We start from the raw sequence: 17,439 nt of genomic DNA, 5'->3' as shown, positions 1-17,439 counted from the left end.
CGTCGCACAAATTGATTTAGGGGGCAGATACGATGCGTGCAATGCAACAAGAAATTATTGCGGCCTTAAAGGTCCAACCAGCGATTGATCCGGCAACCGAAGTTCGGCGGAGTGTTGATTTTTTAAAGGATTATTTAAAACACTATGATTTCATGAAAACCTTAGTCTTAGGGATTTCGGGTGGTCAAGATTCGACTTTGACGGGTATTCTGTGCGAGAAAGCCGTCACCGAATTGCGCCAGGAGACGGGTGATAACGACTACCGGTTTATTGCGGTACGCTTGCCTTACGGTGAACAGGCCGACGAGGACGACGCCATGATGGCGATTGATTTTATGGGCGCTGACGAAGTGGAACGGGTCAATATTCAACCGGCGACGGATGCCATGAACGAAGCGGTGGCCGCCAATCACGAAACCGTGAGCGATTTCAACCGCGGCAATATCAAAGCTCGGCAACGGATGATCGCCCAGTATGCAATTGCTGGCGCCCGGGCCGGTGCCGTGGTGGGAACGGATCACGCTGCCGAAGCCGTGACCGGTTTTTATACGAAATACGGCGATGGGGCCACGGATATTTGTCCTATTTGGCGGCTAGATAAGCGTCAGGGTGCGGCCATGCTGACGTATCTGGGTGCACCGGAGCACCTGTACAAAAAGATTCCGACGGCCGATCTGGAAGACGACCGACCAGCGTTACCCGATGAGGCGGCGTTGGGCGTCCGTTACGCAGACATTGACGACTACCTGGAAGGCAAGCCAGTTAGTGACGCGGCCGCAGAACGGATTGAGGGCTGGTACCGTAAGACGGCCCACAAGCGTCATTTACCGGTTAACGTGTACGATACGTTCTGGAAAGACTAATTTGGAGGTTCCTAGACAATGCAAAAAAACAATATGAATGGTTACATCAAAATTCTCTCGGGCGTGTTACAAACGACCGAAGAGGGTGCTGGCGAAATGAACGATGATTTTGAAAAGATGCGAAAAGCCATCGACAACGACACGGTCAGCGACCTGTCACAAGTCGATTTGCAGAAGGTAGCGGATAATTTTCAACGGGGAACGGACGCTTACGAAGCAAACTTGAACAAGCTGGAACAGGCCAGTGTGCCCGTTCGCGTGTTGGGGAAGCACAAGTCATTAGCAGCGGCCTACCGCGTTTACACGGAAGCTTGCCAATCCATGACGGACAGCATTGACGTTGAACACCAAACGGTGAACGCTGACGCCTTTAACACGGCCGAAACGACGCAGGAGAATGCCATGGAAAAGGTGACTGCTGCCACGCAACGGATTATGACTAGTCCCATGTAATTTAATTTACGAATCAAACAGGGGTCGCTTCACGAGTTGTGGAGTGGCCTTTTTGCTTTGGGTGAAGCTAGTTGGATTCACGATAATCTTTGTTAGATGGGACTTAATAAGCGTTGTTGCATTTTCAATCTCAGATGCCGTCCTAATCCCACAGTAATCCGGGTGGCATGGTATAATACAGGTACTTGCGCGTGGGCGAAGTCGGGTGAAAAGGCCCGCCCCCACAGCGATACAAAACTAAAACGTGCGTCACACTAAGAACGGAGGGGTTGCATGGCAACCAAACCAACTGAAACAACTTTAAGCGACCTGGCAAAGCCGGTTCAGCAACAACTGAGCCAGTACCGGGTGCAACAAATTCAAGCCGTGCTGACCCTGATGGATGAAGGCAACACGGTTCCCTTCATCGCGCGATACCGAAAAGAACGGACGGGCTCGTTGGACGAAGTCGCTATTCGGGACATTGAAGATGAAGCGCACCGGCTGATGAAATTGAATCAACGCCGTCAAGATGTCTTGAAGATTATCACCGAGCAGGGAAAATTGACTCCGGCGCTTAAACAAAACTTGTTAAAGGCCACCGTGATTCAGCAGGTAGAGGATCTATATTTACCTTATAAACAAAAGCGACGGACCAAGGCAACTGTGGCTCGTGAGGCGGGATTGACACCGTTGGCCAACTGGTTATTAACTTTTCCAGCAAGTGGTTTAGATGCCAAGGCCCAACAGTTCATTGCCCCGGCCAAGGACTTGCCGGACGTTGAAGCCGTCTGGGCTGGCGTCCACGAAATCCTGGCGGAAACATTCAGTGAACAGGCAGCCTTTCGGGAGTGGATTCGGCAGTATACCTGGCAACACGGCGAGCTGACCAGTAAGTTAAAACGGGGCGCCGCCGAGGATGACGAGCAGCAGGTTTACGCGACGTACTACGACTTTAATCAGAGCCTGAAACAGCTGCCACCTTACCGGGTCTTAGCCATTAACCGGGGTGAACGGGAAAAAATCTTGACCGTTGGCATCACGATTGACCCTGCATCTATTTTGCAGTACGGGCATTTTCGCCTGGTTGGTCAGCACAAGGGGCCGGCAGTGGTAAAAGTGGAAACGGCCTTCGCCGATGCGTACAAACGGTTCTTGGGACCGGCGATTGAGCGGGAACTGCGGCGGCAACTGACGGATAAAGCCAATGAGCACGCCATCCAGGTCTTTGGCAACAATCTGTATCACTTGTTGATGCAAGCACCCTTGAAGGGAAAAGTTGTGATGGGTTTTGACCCCGCGTACCGGACGGGGTGTAAATTAGCGATCATGGATCCCAATGGCCGTTTCTTGGCCAAACAGGTGATCTACCCGCACAAGCCAGCCAAGGCAAAGGATCGTGCGGCTGCGGGTCCGGCCTTTAAGAAATTGCTTGAGGATTATCATGTGGAAATGATTGCAATTGGCAACGGGACGGCTAGCCGTGAGTCTGAAGAATTTGTGAGTCAGATTTTGAAGACGCTGAAGCAGCCGACTTATTACGTGTTGGTCAACGAGGCGGGCGCGTCAGTGTACTCAGCTAGTGCCAATGCCCGGGCAGAGTTCGCCGACTTTCACGTTGAAGAGCGTTCGGCCGTCAGCATTGGCCGGCGCCTGCAGGATCCACTGGCGGAGCTCATCAAGATTGATCCCAAAGCGGTCGGTGTGGGTCAGTATCAACATGATGTGCCGGAAAAGGAATTGGACGCGCAGTTGGACCGGGTCGTGGAAACGGCGGTCAACCAGGTTGGCGTGAACGTGAACACGGCGAGTCCGGAACTGTTGACGCACATTTCTGGTCTGACCGCGACGACGGCACAGAATATTGTGACGTTCCGTAATGACAACGGGAGCTTTGCGGCCCGGCAGGAACTGAAAAAGGTACCGCGCTTAGGTCCTAAGGCTTATCAACAGGCCGTTGGTTTCTTGCGAATCATCGGCGGGCGGGAACCTTTAGACAACACGGACATTCACCCGGAAAGTTACCCGGCAGCGCATCAATTGTTAAAGCAGTTGGATACCGGTGAAGAAATTGGCACGCCCAAGCTGCAGCAGCAATTGGCGCAGCTAAATCAAAAGCAATGGGCAGCGCAGTTAGACATTGGGAACGCAACGTTTAGTGATCTGGTGGCGGGCCTTAGCAAGCCGGGCCGGGACTTGCGGGATAGCATGCCCGCGCCGCTCTTGCGTCAAGACGTGTTGACCATGGCTGATTTGAAACCGGGGATGGAGCTTCAAGGAACCGTCCGCAACGTCGTCGACTTTGGCGCGTTCGTAGACATTGGTGTGAAGCAAGACGGTCTGGTCCACATTTCACAGTTGGCCGACCATTATGTCAGTGATCCCAGCACGGTCGTCACGATTGGTGATGTGGTGACGGTCTGGGTGCTCACGGTCGACGAGAATCGACAACGGATACAATTAACGATGCGAGCTGATAAAAATGACTAACGAAGATTTACAACGATTGGTCGAGGAAATTTCTCTGGCGAGTTTTGGCAAGCCCTTTCGGCATCACGCCATGTTCAACGCGCGGTTACGCACCACGGGCGGCCGTTATCGGTTGCTGGACCACAACATTGAAATCAATCCGAAAATGTACACGGAGCATGGTGAGGACGTTTTAATTGGCGTCATCAAGCATGAATTGTGTCATTACCATTTACATTTAGCGGGTCACTCGGGCAAACACGGAACGGTCGCCTTCAAGCGGTTATTGGAGCAGGTGGGCGGCTCACGGTTTGCCCCGGTCCCCAAGAAGCAGTCACGCCAACCTGAATTGCGGCCCTGGCACCTCTATGAGTGTGTGCAGTGCCATCAACAGTATTATCGGGCCCGACGAATTGACGTTTCAAAGATGGTCTGTGGGCGCTGTCGCGGTCATTTAGAGTGGCAGAAGACGGTCATCGCCCGGACACGGCCACAATAGGCATAGGAGGTAAGCGGTTATGGGTAAGACAATTATTCGGGTTCCCGCAACAGCGGCCAACTTGGGCCCCGGAATCGATTCCATTGGGGCGGCATTACATCTGTATTTAACGGTCATCATTGAAGAAAAAACTGAGAAGTGGCGGGTCAACCACGCACTGGGTACGGAGATTCCGCGCGACGAGCATAACTTGATGGTTGAGACGGCTTTGAAAATTAAGCCTGATTTGCCAGCGCACCAGCTGACCGTCATGTCGGACATCCCCGTTTCCCGTGGCCTAGGCAGCTCGACCAGTGCCATTATCGCTGGGATTAAGATTGCCAACGACTTGGGCGAAATGGATATGACCATCCCGCAACAATTGAATTGGGCGGTCAAACTGGGCGGCACCTTGGACAACGTGGCGCCAGCCTTGATGGGCCAAGCGACCGTAGCAACGGCGGACGGTGACGATGCGCATGCCATCAAGTTACCATTGCCAGACTTACGGGTACTGGTCTTTATCCCGGGACAAAAATTACTGTCCCGCAAGAGTCGCGAGGCATTGCCGAAAGAGTTGCCCTTACAAACGGCAGTGCATGCCAGCAGTGTGGCCAACGTTTTGGTTGCGGCCTTACTGACGGGGGATTGGCCGCTGGCGTCCCAAATGATTGAACGCGATGAATTTCATGAACAGGCGCGTTCTCAACTCGTGCCAGAACTCAATCAGATTCGCGCGGCGGCCCATGAACTGGACATCACCGGGACTTACCTGAGTGGTGCGGGACCAACCGTCGTCACCTTTGGGACTTCGGCGCAGTTGACCCTGTTGCGTGCCAAGTTAGCGAAGCTGGATTTGGCGGGTAGCATCCGGATTATCGACCTGGATCAGGACGGCGCGACGGTCTTAACCGATGCATAAATAAAATTATTTTGAATTAACTTGCAAAAAATATTGTCAGGTGAGGAATCATTTGTTATACTATTTCTTGTGAGTTAATGCGGCCATGGCGGAATTGGCAGACGCGCAAGATTAAGGATCTTGTCCGGGTAATCCGGGTGGAAGTTCGAATCTTCTTGGCCGCACTATGAGATTTACGGAAAGGCACTGATCAGATTTCTGATGGGTGTCTTTTTGTTTTGGCTAACAAGGGTGAGTCAAGTGCATTATTTTTAGTACTGTGCTAGGGTGATACTACACCCAGTACCGCGAAATCAAGGAGGATGAGTTGCATGAAAGTGTTAAAGGATTACCTGTCTTTAAATTATCCTTTCGTGACGGAACATCTGAATGAGGATGGGGATTCATATTGGCGGTTGACGGTTCCTTTATTACCAGGTATCGTCGCCTATGGGGAGACTTTATCCACGGCAACACAGGAATTAGATGCAGCAAAGGAAATCTGGTTGGAGACCTGTCTGAAAAATGGCATTACGGTTCCGGAGCCAGTTGAATAATAGATGCAAACCACTATCAAGAATAGAGCACTAAAATCATGGCCATCAGCTAGGCCCGTTTTCTGAAGGGGACGCTGGTGTTCATTTTTTGTGTCCAGCGAAAATGGCGAATCTTTCATTACATTGTTGCCGAAAAATGACAAACAGATAACATCTTCAGTAAGCAATCGTTTTCAACTAAAATGGGTCTTCAAAAAGCCTTAAGATAAGCCTATAATTGCAAATTAAATCGACTTGTTTTCATTTCCCCAAGCAAAAGTGGTGACAATTGGCGGGCAACGCGTTATAGTGGTTCTCCTGTGCCAATTTGATTGGCGATAAAATTTAGAAGGAGGTCAGCGTATTGAGCGACTTGACCAAGGGCAATTCCCTTAAACTTATTTTCTTTTTCACGATTCCATTGTTAATTGGTAATTTATTTCAGCAATTATATAACGTCTCTGATACGATTGTCGTGGGGCAAACCCTTGGTGTTAAGGCGCTGGCCGCTGTTGGGGCTACCGGCTCCATCAACTTCTTAATTATTGGATTCGCCCAGGGGCTGACCGCCGGCTTGGCCATTATCACGGCCACCCGGTTCGGCGCCCGTGATTTCAAGGGCGTGCGGCGTTCGTTTGCTGCGAGCATTATCATTGCAATTTTGATGACGATTGTGTTGACGGTGTTAGCGTTGACCTTTGTTGATCCAATTCTGAAATTAATGCAAACACCGGCCTCAATCTTTGCCAACGCGCGGATCTTTATCAGCATCATTTTTGCCGGGATCTTCGCGTCAATGGCCTTTAACTTACTGTCAAACATCATTCGAGCACTCGGTGACTCACGGACGCCTTTGATTTTCTTGGTCATCGGGACCGTGGTTAACGTTATTCTGGAATTGCTGTTTATTTTGGTTTTCCACATGGGCGTTGCTGGCGCTGGTTGGGCAACCGTTATTTCACAAGTAGTGGCTTCCTTGCTCTGCGTGGGCTACATCATTCGGTCCATCCCGTTGCTACACATCTCACGGGAAGATTTCAAATTCGGCTTTGACGAACTGTGGCAACATTTTTCAACGGGGATGCCGATGGGCTTCCAATTGTCTATTATTGCCATCGGCACGATGGTTATGCAGGCCGCGTTGAACTCACTAGGAACGGATTCCGTTGCGGCTTCAACCGCTGCTTCCAAGGTTGACCAACTGTGTTCCTTACCAATGTCATCCTTCGGGGTTACCATGGCGACCTTCGCTGCCCAAAACTTTGGTGCGGGTAAGTACGGTCGAATCATGGAAGGCGTTAAGAAGACCCTTTGGCTGTCCGGCACCTTTGCCGTATTAGCTGGTAGTTTGGTGATCTTCTTTGGAAAGCCAATTGTGACGTTAATCATTGGGGACGCTGACGAGCACGTGATTCAGCTATCACAAACCTACTTCAACATTATCGGGAGTAGTTACCTTTTGTTAAGTGTCCTGTTCATCATTCGGAACACACTCCAAGGATTAGGTCGGCGCGTCTTACCGACTTTGGCCGGGGTCGGCGAATTGACCATGCGGGTCTTTGCTGCGCTCTTTATGGTCGAAGCCCTGGGCTATGCGGGTGCCGTATCGGCAGAACCCCTGGCTTGGTTGGGTTCTTGTGCCATCTTAGTGCCATCTTGGATTCGCGCGGTCAAACAATTACGGAATCTGCAACGTTCAGAAGATGTGGTTGCTGGCAAAGATCCGGAGGCCGAAGCGTTGGCTACGTCAGTTGCCGAAGCGATGCCTTCGCGTGAAACGATTTCACCAGCTCCCAAGTTAGAGTCTTACCGTAAAGCGTGATAAACTATGGTGTGGTCAGTGATGACTGCACCATTTTTCTTTACTTAAAAATTAAAAACACAAGGGGACCTTGCGTAATGAAAAATTTTATTTTTGATATTGACGGAACGTTGCTGGATACCGAAGCCATGTACATGAAATCCTTACAGGCCGTCCTGCACGACCGCGGGATTGAGCGCGAGTATGACGTCCTCGCGAAAACGTTTGGGATTCCTAGCCGCGATGCGTTGATTCGGTTGAAATTGCCCGATGTTGATGGCATCTTGGCCGAGTGGGGGCCACGCACACAAGCCTATCGGCAAACGGTTGCCATCTATGCCGGGGTTGAACAGGCACTGGCCGACTTGAAGGCTGCTGGCGCTGGACTGGCAATCATGACTTCTAAGCAACAGTACGAGTACGACCGAGATGTTGTCAGCACAGGGCTAGACGCGTATTTCAGCCAAGCAATTGTTGCCGAAGACATTGCCCACGGTAAGCCGGAACCAGATGGCATTTTGTTGGCTATGCAGCGCTTGGGGGCCAAGCCTGCCGATACGGTCTACGTTGGCGATACCATTTATGATGCTGAGGCTTCTGCCGCTGCACACGTGACGTTTGGCTTTGCGGCTTGGAATGGCCGGACACCGACGGACTTTCAGGCGGACGTTAGCTTTATCACGCCGGCCGCCATGTTGGACCTGCTATAAATTCAGCTGAGGGAGTGGCTGGAACCGCTTTTTTATGCTATATTTAAAGCAGACGCAATTCGCGGAAGACCGCGGAATAGCGGAATTGATGAAGGGGTTGGCAGAATGCTCGCCATAATCGTCACGAGCCACGGTGAATTTGCCCGTGGAATTTTACAAAGTGCCGAGATGATCTTCGGTAAATCACAGAAAATTATTGCCGTTACACTTGCGGCGGACGAAAGTGTGGAAGACCTGGCGAATCATTATCAGGCCGCAATTCAAGAGATGGCACCAGTGGATGAACTGTTATTCTTGGTTGATCTCTGGGGCGGCTCGCCGTTCAATGCGGCCAGTCGAGTTGTGGCTCAGTGCCCAGCTAAATACGGACTGGTTGCTGGTCTCAATCTCCCAATGCTGATTGAAGCCTTGTCCATTCAGAATCAGATATTAGCCGAGGTCATTCCTCATCTGGAACGGGCCGCACAGGGTGGCATCCGCCATTTGGATTTACAAGCGAACACAGGAGATGATGAGTTACTATGACGATGAACATTAAGTTGGCACGGGTGGACAACCGCTTGTTGCACGGTCAAATCGCGACCGTGTGGACGAAGACGGTCCAGCCAAACCGGATTTTGGTCGTCTCCGATGCTGTCGCCCAGGATCAGTTACGTAAAGTACTGATTACCCAGGCTGCGCCGGCCGAGGCCAAGGCGAATGTGATTACCTTGGCTAAGATGGCCCAAATTTATCAGGATGCCCGGTTCGACGGGTTTCAACCCATTATTTTAACGGAAACGTTGCCTGAAATGGCTGCGTTGGTTGCCCAAGGGGTCGACTTGACGGCACTGGGGGTCAACGTGGGGAACTTGGCCTACACGGCAGGTAAGACCATGCTGACTGCGAGTGTGGCCGTCGATGACACGGACATCACAGCGGCCGAACAATTGGTTGCGGCTGGGGTTGACGTGTACACCCAGACAGTTCCAACGGATCGTAAACAGGATTTCTTAAAGTTAGTCGCAAAAAAGGGTTTGTCGTAACACCTCACTCGGTGGTCACCCCCACCTGAGCGGGGTGTTTTTGCGGCAATGAATGACACGACGGAAGGGAGTTAGCAGGTCATGAGCATCTGGGGAGTCTTAATCATCGCCTTCTTGGCAGGTATCGAAGGCGTTATCGACGAATGGGAATTTCACCAACCCATCGTGGCCTGCACACTAGTTGGGCTGGCTACGGGAAATTTGGTGAGTGGCATAGCCTTAGGCGCTTCGCTGCAGTTAGTGACGCTGGGGTGGATGAATATTGGTGCCGCTGTGGCGCCTGACCCGGCGTTAGCGGCCGTTGTGGCGGCGTGGTGGGTCAGTGGCCCAGCACACCTGCCAGTGGCTGCAGGCGTGATTCTGGCGATTCCTCTGGCACTAATTGGTCAGGGGCTGACCCAGGGTCTGCGCAAACTCATCATTCCGCTGGTGAATCAAGCGGATGTTGCGGCCGCCGCTGGCAATCTCAAACTGATTAGTTGGTTGCAACGCATCAGTGTTGTCTTGCAAGGCTTACGGGTCTTAGTTCCGACGGCCTTGCTGATGTGGGTGCCTACTACTTTGGTGCATACGAGTTACCAGATATTGCCCCAAGTGATCCAAGGGGGAATTCGGGTGTCGGCTGGTTTACTGGTCGTTGTTAGTTTTGCCATCGTGATCAACATGATGGCAACCCGGCAGTTGTGGCCGTTTTTCTTCATTGGCTTTGCGCTCGCGACAGACAGTCATTTAAGCTTAGTGGCGTTAGGGTTGATTGCCGTTGGCCTCGCCATTTTGTATCTACGTTTAGCGGGAAAGGATCATCATGATGGTGGTGGACCAGGTTCCGACACTGATACTGATGAATTAGACCAAGAATTGGACGATCTTTAAGGAGGCGTGACTAGTGGCAGATGAACATAAAACACCGCGACAACTCACGTTGGGCGATCAATTTCTGATTTTCGGCCGTTCTGGTTGGGAACAGGCAGCGTGGAATTATCCGCGGCTACAGAATCTTGGTTTTTGTTACGTGATGATTCCGGCGATCAAGCGGCTTTATCCTGAGAAACAGGACGCGGCAAAGGCAGCGGAAAGGCATTTGGAACTCTTCAATACGATGCCCTACATGCAATCGCTGATTACCGGAGTGACATTGTCGTTGGAAGAAGACCACGCAAATGGTGAGGACGTTTCGGCGGCGGATATTCGGGCCGTTAAAATTGGCATGATGGGGTCGTTAGCTGGTGTTGCCGATCCCGTTTGGTGGGGAACCTTACGTCCCATCCTGAGTGCCTTTGCGGCCAGTCTGGCCCTGAGTGGTTTTGGCATCGTTGGTCCACTTGTATTCTTCATTGGTTGGAACGTGTTGCGCCTAACATTTCGTTGGGTGGCGCAACGGTGGGGTTACCGGCAGGGCCTGAAAGTTGTGACGGTGCTCAGCAGTGGCGTGTTGCAAAAATTAACGCTGGGCGCTTCCATCGTGGGTATGTTTGTTATGGGCGCCATCATTCCGCGCTGGACCCGCGTCAAATTAGCGCCAATTATGGCGACGAGTTCCCACGGATCATTGTCTTTGCAAAGTATGCTGGATCAATTGTTGCCAGGGCTAGTGCCACTCCTCTTAACGCTGGGGTGTGTCTGGCTACTTCGGCGACACGTCAAACCACTTTGGTTGCTGGTCGGCATCTTTATCATTGGCCTCGGAGGCTATTGGTTAGGGATTTTCCGATAGGTTGTGATGTGGGGGATGTTTGGGTGGTGTGCGCAGACCCCAAATTCCAGTTGAAATTGGCATCGTAAACGGGCTAGAAGTCACTTGTGGTACCGGTTGTAAGGGGTGAAGGAAGCTGGAACGTTGCAGCTGTTCGGACATAAGCACACCGCCAATCTTCTATTTGGTAGACCCACTATAGCATAGCCGAATAGATAATTCACCCTATTTACCTTATAACCTTTTTTATAAAAAGAAATCAATTAAATTGTACGCAAAAACGGCCTAGGAATCGCCTTCCTAAGCCGTTTTGTTTTTTATCCGACCGTAATTTGATCACGGCCATTCCGTTTTGAATAGTACAAGCTCTGGTCGGCACGGCGATAAATATCGAGCTGTCCCTCATCTGCCGTTTGTAACTGGGTCAGACCGACGGAAATACTAACGTTGATCTGGTTGCCACCGTGGTTGAAAATTGCCGCGCGAACGCTATTCGCAATGTCGTCCACGTGCTCGCGTGCCTCATCCGTGGTGTAACCCTTAAAGAGAATCGTAAACTCTTCGCCACCGGTCCGGTAGAGCGCTAGGCTGGGATCGATGTGCTTCAACTGTTCAGTGATCAGGGCCGCTGTGTGGCTTAACACGAAGTCGCCAGCCAAGTGGCCGTAAGTGTCGTTGACGTGTTTGAAGTGATCGATGTCAAACAGCATCAAGGTTAGCGGTTTGTGCGTCGATTTACAATTGTCAAAGTCGGTACTGAAATCGTTTTTAAAGGCAAAGTAATTCTTCACGTGCGTCAGTTCATCGTAGTTCGTGGTATAGGTCAGCTGTGCCACCGTGGCCGCACTGTTCATCAGTGAATCCACGTAGACGTACATGATGCTCAGTAGGAAGAAACTGAAAATGAGTTCCCACATCATGACGAATGAACTGAGGTGGAACCGTTGGCCAACCACGCCCCAAAGAACCGCTGATAACAGTAGGGAAGTGACCGTATACTCCACGTAGTCCAGCCACATGTGGTGCCGGTGGTTACGGACGTATTTCATCACGTAGAAGTACGCAATGAAAACGATGGCAAAGAGCCAAGATAACACATAGGTAAAGGTCCCGTTGAGCGCCATAAATAGCAGAATCGCAATCACCAATTGCCAAAGATGAATGTCCAGCATCAAGAAGTAACTGAGAAACACGACCGCAAAGATGACAAAATTAGTGAAGACCCAGCTGTTCGAGGTGTGATTAACGGCGAGCTGGACGCCGAGGTTTAAAGCGACCATGTAGATTAAGCCCACGTTGGTGCGAACCTTATCTTCATTGGGCCATTTACCATGTTTTTTAAAGAGTTGAATAATCTGGTTCGTGAGGAACCAATAGAGCGTTAAGACGCCCAGCAAGAAGAAAAGACTCGTGACTGCGGGCGTCACAAACCAGTGTGACCAAGTCATTAGCGAACGCCACCTCATCTGAGAAATTAGAAAATTAATGTGGGGGCGCACCCGCTGATTGGGAGGGTGGCCCGCAATACGTGTACGCACGAAATAGGTATACACGTTATATGATAACCCGTCAATTGGTTCAAAACCACGTGCATTTGGGCAGGTATGGGCAAAAAAGATGCCTCGGGACCAATTGGCTCAGAGACATCTTAGATTGAAAGTTAGACTAAGCTAGGCTTGCCGTAAAGGTAGCCCTGGTGCAAGGTGATGCCAAATTGCTTGGCCAAAGCTTGGTCGTCAGCGTCTTCAACGCCCTCAAGGATTAAGCGGAGGCGATACTCGCGAGCAATTTGAGCCCAGAAGGCCAAGCTGGCGGGAATCAAGTCGGCCTCGCCGCTCATCCGTAAGTTCTGCATGGCAAATTTAATTTCGTCCACAAAGGGTAAGAGGTCGCGAACGTTTTGATAGGTGTTCGACCCGGTTCCCACGTCGTCTAACACCAGGCCAATCCCGTACTGGTGAATGGCGACGCTGAACTGTTTCATTTCCTCAAGGGTCGGTGCTTCCGTCAACTCAATGGTCAACGCCGCGGGAGTAATCCGCTTCTTCAAGGCAATAACGGTTCCCAAGGTCAGTGGATTGCGTAGCTGTTGGTTATTGAGATTAAACGCGAGCACCTGGTTGTTCACTGCCGTATGCAGCGACGTAACCGTCTCCTCAATGAGCTTGGCTTGATCAGCGACGGAGATGTCCGTGAAATGTTGCGGTAGAACCCAAGCATCATCCTTTTGCTTCCGTAACAAGACTTCGTAGCCGAAAACGCGGTGGTCATCCTGGTTGATTTGTGGTTGTACAAAGAAACGATACATAACCAATTCACTCCCTTGGAATCTGTTTAACTCGTCAATTTAAATCTATTCTACCGCAATCTCAGAAAAGAGCAACGTCATATATCGTTTAGTGTGGTAACTGCGGGGAGATATGACTTGCTTGAGTGCCAAATTATTGTGGTATTCATCTAACGAAAGCAGTCGTCATTAGGTCGAAATGATTGGCAAGCTGGTAAGGATAGTGTCTTTACTGGGACGACTTGCTTTTGACAAACCTAGCCGAACAAGCCAAAGTGTGCATTGGTTAACGAATGATAACTATAAGACGGAATGAAAGAGTCATATAGTCCAGGAAATCGTCGATGCTCACTGGGCACTGACTGCCGACTTGGTTTGAATCTTTGCCAGTTGACGGTACTGCTCCTGCATCCAGGTAAGGTAAGTCTTGCCTGCTGGTAGTGTTTCCGTGACGTTCAGGACGGGCACGCGCTGTTGTTGGGCCAGCTTAACCATTGCCTTGACCGTCTTGTCACTGGCCTGGCTGTTATTCACGAAGAAGGCAATTTTGTGCTCTTTAATGTCGGCCTGCATGTCCTTAACGGCTTTCGGCGAAGGGTCAGTGCCATTTTCCACCGCCATTTCAAAGCTGGTGTTGTGGCGCTTGTAGCCCAGAGCAGTTAGGGCGTAGTCGAAGACGGGTTCGCTCACGTCGACGGCCTGATTGTGACTGTTTTGTTTGAGCGACTTGATCTGCTGCTGAAGGGGCGCCAATGACCGGATGTAGGCGGTAGCGTTCTTGGCGTAGGACTGCCGGTACTGGGGCGCCGCTTTCCCAAATTTCGTCGCCAAATAGGTGACTAGGCGGACCATTGTTTCGGGATCATACCAAATGTGTTCGTTATCGCCAGCCTGCTTAGCCATCACGTCTTCGCCCACACGAATGGCCGTCACGTTCTTACTGGCATTAATTACTCTTGACTAACTTTTGTAGCCAGGCGTCGTAGCCCAGACCGTTGCCGAGGACGAAGGTGGCCCGTGAGACCGCAGCGGCGTCCTTGGGTGTCGGTTCAAAGTCATGCGGATCCACGCTGGGACTCTTAATGATGGTGGTCACGGTACCGTGATTGCCCAACACAGCCTTGGCAGCTTCCCCGTAAAAGTCGAGGCTGGCCACTACGTGAATGGGTTTGGTCTTCGTTGTTGTAGCCCGATTAGTGCTGTGGGTGCAGGCAGCTAGGGTGGTTCCAGCCAGTAGGATGGTTGTGATCGTCGCTAACTTTTTGAAAAAATGCATGTAAAATTCTCTCCCTCAATATCTAAATAGTAATAATTACTATTTAGATATTAGCGAAGTTGTTTGCGTTTGGCAAGGATTTTTTGAAAACAATCGTGCGAAAAAGGGGGGAAAGGCTGCCATGATACACTACGAGCAGTGGTTTTGGGTTGGTGCCGCGCAGAAGTCTTCCTTGCTTAAGAAAATTAAGAAAGCAATGCCAATCCAAGTAAGAAAATACAGGGAGACATCCCCGGTCTAGGTGTTCGCTGCCGGTATCCCTTAATCAAGTAAGTTAGTATCTCATGGTTTACAAGAATATCAACAGAATCGCTTAAGCCACATTCTGGTAATTAAGAAAATAGTGTGGTTGAATCGGCCATGATGAAACGAATAGCAGGGCGAAGACGGCCAAAGGCTCCAAGCGATTATTATCATACTTATAGCAAATTAGTTTGCCTATATGTTATCAGGCAAAAATTCATGCTATACTCAAAAGATACTTTTTCCAGTAAGGATGCGGAACTGGTCTTCGGCGTCCTCAGATTGGTACCACCTAGAATCATCCGCAAAGCAAGTCGCTTTTTCCTTTAAATGTTAAATGAGCGCAAAAAAGCCTGCCAGCCAAACCCTTTCGGATTCGACTCGCAGGCCTAAGTTATTTATAAAATTTAGTAGCCATAGCCACTGTTGCCATAGGATGAATAGCCAGTCGTACTGGTGTCGGCGTCGGTGGTGAACTTCTTGGTGTTGGCCAGACCCAGTGTCTTCCGAATGTGGTTAGACACGCGCTTGAGCTCGGTTGTGGTTGGGACCTGGTAGGAGAGCCCATCAATCATTGCATCTTGTCCCTGTAAGGTTTCAGACTTGATGTGGTGGGATGCATCCCCGTATTTGGCCCGAATCTGCATCAGATCATCAAAGGTCAAATCGGTCTTCAAGTTACCATTCAACGACTTCAGAATCGTTTGGTAACGGGTCAGGGAAGACAGACCAGCCGCCTTGACGACCAACTTCTGTAAGACTTCTCGTTGCCGCTTCTGCCGCCCGTAGTCACCCAACGGATCGTCATGGCGCATCCGGGAGTAGTCCAAGGCTTGTTTCCCATTCAAATGGGTCTTCTTGCCCTTGACCACGTTGGCGGCGCCATAGCTGAAGGTCAGCGTTGGCTTGACGTCGACCCCGCCCACGGCATTGACCATCTTTTCCAAACCACCCATGTTGACGATGGCATAGAAGTCAATGGGGATGTCCAGCAGGTCTTCCACCGTCTTCACAGCGGTCTTTGCACCACCAATGGTATAGGCGGCGTTAATCTTTTGAATGGAGGCATTGGCCCCAGAACCGACCGTGACCCGCGTATCCCGGGGAATACTGGTCAGGTAGGCGGTCTTCTTGGTTGGGTTGATGGTGGCGACCATCATGGTGTCGGTCCGGCCAACGTCTGAACGGCCCAGCGCTCCGGTATCAGTCCCCATCAGGAGAATCGAAAACGGCTTGTTGGACTTCAGCACGGCGGACACGTTCCGGCTCTTGGCCGCGTTGGACGCTTCGTAGGTCTGACTGAACGTCTTCTTAGCGGAGGTCCACGCTTGGTACCCGTATGCTAGGCCCCCGCCTAACATCAGGAGAATCACCAGCACAATCGTCCACATGACGGGACGGTGTGGGTGAACCTTGGGCGCTTTAAAATGTGAGTTGCGGTCGGCACGGCGGTCGTAGACCTGTTCGAAATCCTCGGGTGTGCGCTGCCGTTTGGGGCTATTATCATTTGGCATAATTATTCCTCATCCTCATCAAAATCGTTGACTTGCGCGTCAGTCTGCGGTGATGTACCGCGGCACTAACGAGACAGATTTGTAAATTCCCCTGGAATCCCATCTGTAGACTCAATTAATTCATTAGACCATAAAAATGGCCATTCGTAAATGTTTTATCCGGACAAATCCGGGCTTTTGGCAAGCCGTCTAGACCGGATTTAGCTGCTTTTCACAAGTTGTCAAGGTAACCTAAAGTGTATTATAACGCTATTTGTAAACGGTTGCGGAAGTGGTGACGTGATTTTGCGTGCTATAATAAGAACCGTTGCTTAAGAAACTCTAATTTTTGGTAATGATTACGTGGGGAGGTGTGCCGATGGCCGTCTTTATTCGAAGTGTTTCGGGCGTGTTAATTATTCTGGTGATGATTGGCTTGGGCTACGTGTTATCTCGTCGTGGCTGGTTTGATGATCAGGCACCAAAATTAATTGCCCGGTTAGTCACGCAGATTGCCTTACCGGCATACATGATCAGTACGATTACCGCCAAGTTTTCCGCCGAAACGTTGAAGCGGACCTTGCCGGATTTGCGGTTTCCAATCGCCTCCATGCTGATTATGTTTGGCCTCTCCATCGTGGCCTTTCACTTGTTTCGGATTAAACCGGGACACCGCGGCCTGTTTGAATCCATGTTTTTGAATTCCAACACGGTGTTCGTGGGGTTACCGGTTAATGAGGCCTTATTCGGGCCCAAGAGTTTACCCTTTGTGCTGGTCTATTACATGGCCAACACGACTTTTTTCTGGACGCTGGGGGTTTACCTCATTCAGCGCGACGGGCAGGGGACCGCTAAGTTTAATTTAAAAGAAACGCTCCAGAAAATCTTCTCACCACCACTGCTCGGATTCATTGTTGGGGTGCTACTGGTTCTGTTGAACATTCAATTGCCCAACTGGATCATGCAGGATTTCCAATACATTGGTGGCTTAACAATTCCACTCTCAATGATTTTTATCGGGACGGCGATTGCAGGTGCGGGGTTACAAAATATTCACGTTAACCGCGACAGCCTAGGGATTTTACTGGGCCGGTTCGTCGTCGCACCCGTGCTGATGGGCTTGTTGGTCCTGCCAACGAGTATGCCGATTCTTATGGGTCTACACTTTCTGGTATTGGTGAATAACTAATACCGGTTTTTTGTCTGTTTTGAAAATCAGAAAAATAAAAAAG

16 protein-coding genes, 1 tRNA gene and 1 pseudogene are annotated in these 17,439 nt (G+C 50.6%); 14 read left to right on the top strand and 4 right to left on the bottom strand.

What is annotated here, in order from left to right:
• Positions 1-32: 32 nt before the first annotated feature.
• The 13 genes from nadE to EKM99_RS13755 all read left to right on the top strand — a co-directional run bounded on the left by nadE (position 33) and on the right by EKM99_RS13755 (position 10,929).
• On the top strand, positions 33-863 hold the full coding sequence (nadE, locus tag EKM99_RS13815) for an ammonia-dependent NAD(+) synthetase (RefSeq protein WP_125583981.1): 831 nt from the start codon (positions 33-35) through the stop codon (positions 861-863).
• Between the two features lie 18 nt (positions 864-881).
• Entirely contained in the window at positions 882-1,316 is a 435-nt protein-coding gene (locus tag EKM99_RS13810; protein ID WP_125583980.1) for a hypothetical protein, read from the top strand.
• 273 nt (positions 1,317-1,589) lie between these two features.
• Complete coding sequence (locus EKM99_RS13805; RefSeq protein ID WP_125583979.1) at positions 1,590-3,785, top strand: Tex family protein; 2,196 nt, start codon at positions 1,590-1,592, stop codon at positions 3,783-3,785.
• Positions 3,778-4,263 carry a SprT family protein gene (locus tag EKM99_RS13800; RefSeq protein WP_125583978.1) on the top strand — a complete coding sequence of 162 codons (486 nt, stop codon included), beginning with the start codon at positions 3,778-3,780 and terminating at the stop codon, positions 4,261-4,263. The genes EKM99_RS13805 and EKM99_RS13800 overlap by 8 nt, the downstream gene beginning before the upstream one ends.
• A 19-nt stretch (positions 4,264-4,282) precedes the next feature.
• Positions 4,283-5,164, top strand: coding sequence for a homoserine kinase (gene thrB, locus EKM99_RS13795; protein ID WP_125583977.1), 882 nt, complete (start codon positions 4,283-4,285; stop codon positions 5,162-5,164).
• 79 nt (positions 5,165-5,243) lie between these two features.
• Positions 5,244-5,328 (top strand) — tRNA-Leu (locus EKM99_RS13790).
• A 147-nt stretch (positions 5,329-5,475) separates the two neighbouring features.
• Complete coding sequence (locus tag EKM99_RS13785) at positions 5,476-5,700, top strand: type II toxin-antitoxin system HicB family antitoxin (RefSeq protein WP_164511614.1); 225 nt, start codon at positions 5,476-5,478, stop codon at positions 5,698-5,700.
• 343 nt (positions 5,701-6,043) lie between these two features.
• Positions 6,044-7,501: an MATE family efflux transporter gene (locus EKM99_RS13780; RefSeq protein ID WP_225419876.1), complete on the top strand. Its 1,458-nt coding sequence runs from the start codon at positions 6,044-6,046 to the stop codon at positions 7,499-7,501.
• A gap of 77 nt (positions 7,502-7,578) precedes the next feature.
• Complete coding sequence (locus EKM99_RS13775; protein WP_125583975.1) at positions 7,579-8,190, top strand: HAD family hydrolase; 612 nt, start codon at positions 7,579-7,581, stop codon at positions 8,188-8,190.
• A 105-nt stretch (positions 8,191-8,295) separates the two neighbouring features.
• Positions 8,296-8,715, top strand: a complete 420-nt coding sequence (locus EKM99_RS13770; protein ID WP_125583974.1) for a PTS sugar transporter subunit IIA — start codon at positions 8,296-8,298, stop codon at positions 8,713-8,715.
• A complete protein-coding gene (locus EKM99_RS13765; RefSeq protein WP_125583973.1) occupies positions 8,712-9,215 on the top strand; it encodes a PTS system mannose/fructose/N-acetylgalactosamine-transporter subunit IIB in 504 nt (167 codons plus the stop codon). The genes EKM99_RS13770 and EKM99_RS13765 overlap by 4 nt, the downstream gene beginning before the upstream one ends.
• An 81-nt stretch (positions 9,216-9,296) precedes the next feature.
• Positions 9,297-10,088, top strand: a complete 792-nt coding sequence (locus EKM99_RS13760; protein WP_125583972.1) for a mannose/fructose/sorbose family PTS transporter subunit IIC — start codon at positions 9,297-9,299, stop codon at positions 10,086-10,088.
• 13 nt (positions 10,089-10,101) lie between these two features.
• Positions 10,102-10,929: a PTS system mannose/fructose/sorbose family transporter subunit IID gene (locus EKM99_RS13755; RefSeq protein WP_125583971.1), complete on the top strand. Its 828-nt coding sequence runs from the start codon at positions 10,102-10,104 to the stop codon at positions 10,927-10,929.
• Positions 10,930-11,225: 296 nt separating this feature from the next.
• Here the strand turns inward: EKM99_RS13755 and EKM99_RS13750 are convergent, their stop codons facing one another.
• From EKM99_RS13750 to EKM99_RS13735, 4 genes and pseudogenes are all read right to left on the bottom strand, one after another.
• A complete protein-coding gene (locus tag EKM99_RS13750; RefSeq protein ID WP_125583970.1) occupies positions 11,226-12,356 on the bottom strand; it encodes a GGDEF domain-containing protein in 1,131 nt (376 codons plus the stop codon).
• Between the two features lie 212 nt (positions 12,357-12,568).
• Positions 12,569-13,216: an EAL domain-containing protein gene (locus tag EKM99_RS13745; RefSeq protein ID WP_125583969.1), complete on the bottom strand. Its 648-nt coding sequence runs from the start codon at positions 13,214-13,216 to the stop codon at positions 12,569-12,571.
• 327 nt (positions 13,217-13,543) lie between these two features.
• Positions 13,544-14,471, bottom strand: a pseudogene (locus EKM99_RS16170) (metal ABC transporter solute-binding protein).
• Positions 14,472-15,121: 650 nt separating this feature from the next.
• Positions 15,122-16,228 (bottom strand): LCP family protein, encoded by a 1,107-nt coding sequence (locus EKM99_RS13735; RefSeq protein WP_125583968.1) that lies wholly within the window; start codon positions 16,226-16,228, stop codon positions 15,122-15,124.
• Positions 16,229-16,586: 358 nt separating this feature from the next.
• Between EKM99_RS13735 and EKM99_RS13730 the strand changes: the two genes are divergently transcribed.
• Complete coding sequence (locus EKM99_RS13730) at positions 16,587-17,396, top strand: AEC family transporter (RefSeq protein WP_125583993.1); 810 nt, start codon at positions 16,587-16,589, stop codon at positions 17,394-17,396.
• The last annotated feature ends 43 nt before the right edge of the window (positions 17,397-17,439 follow it).

The sequence above is a fragment of the Levilactobacillus cerevisiae genome (genome assembly GCF_003946245.1).
Lineage (GTDB): Bacteria > Bacillota > Bacilli > Lactobacillales > Lactobacillaceae > Levilactobacillus > Levilactobacillus cerevisiae.
Note: the sequence above shows the minus strand (reverse complement) of the source record. Positions and strands in the feature narration are given on the sequence as shown.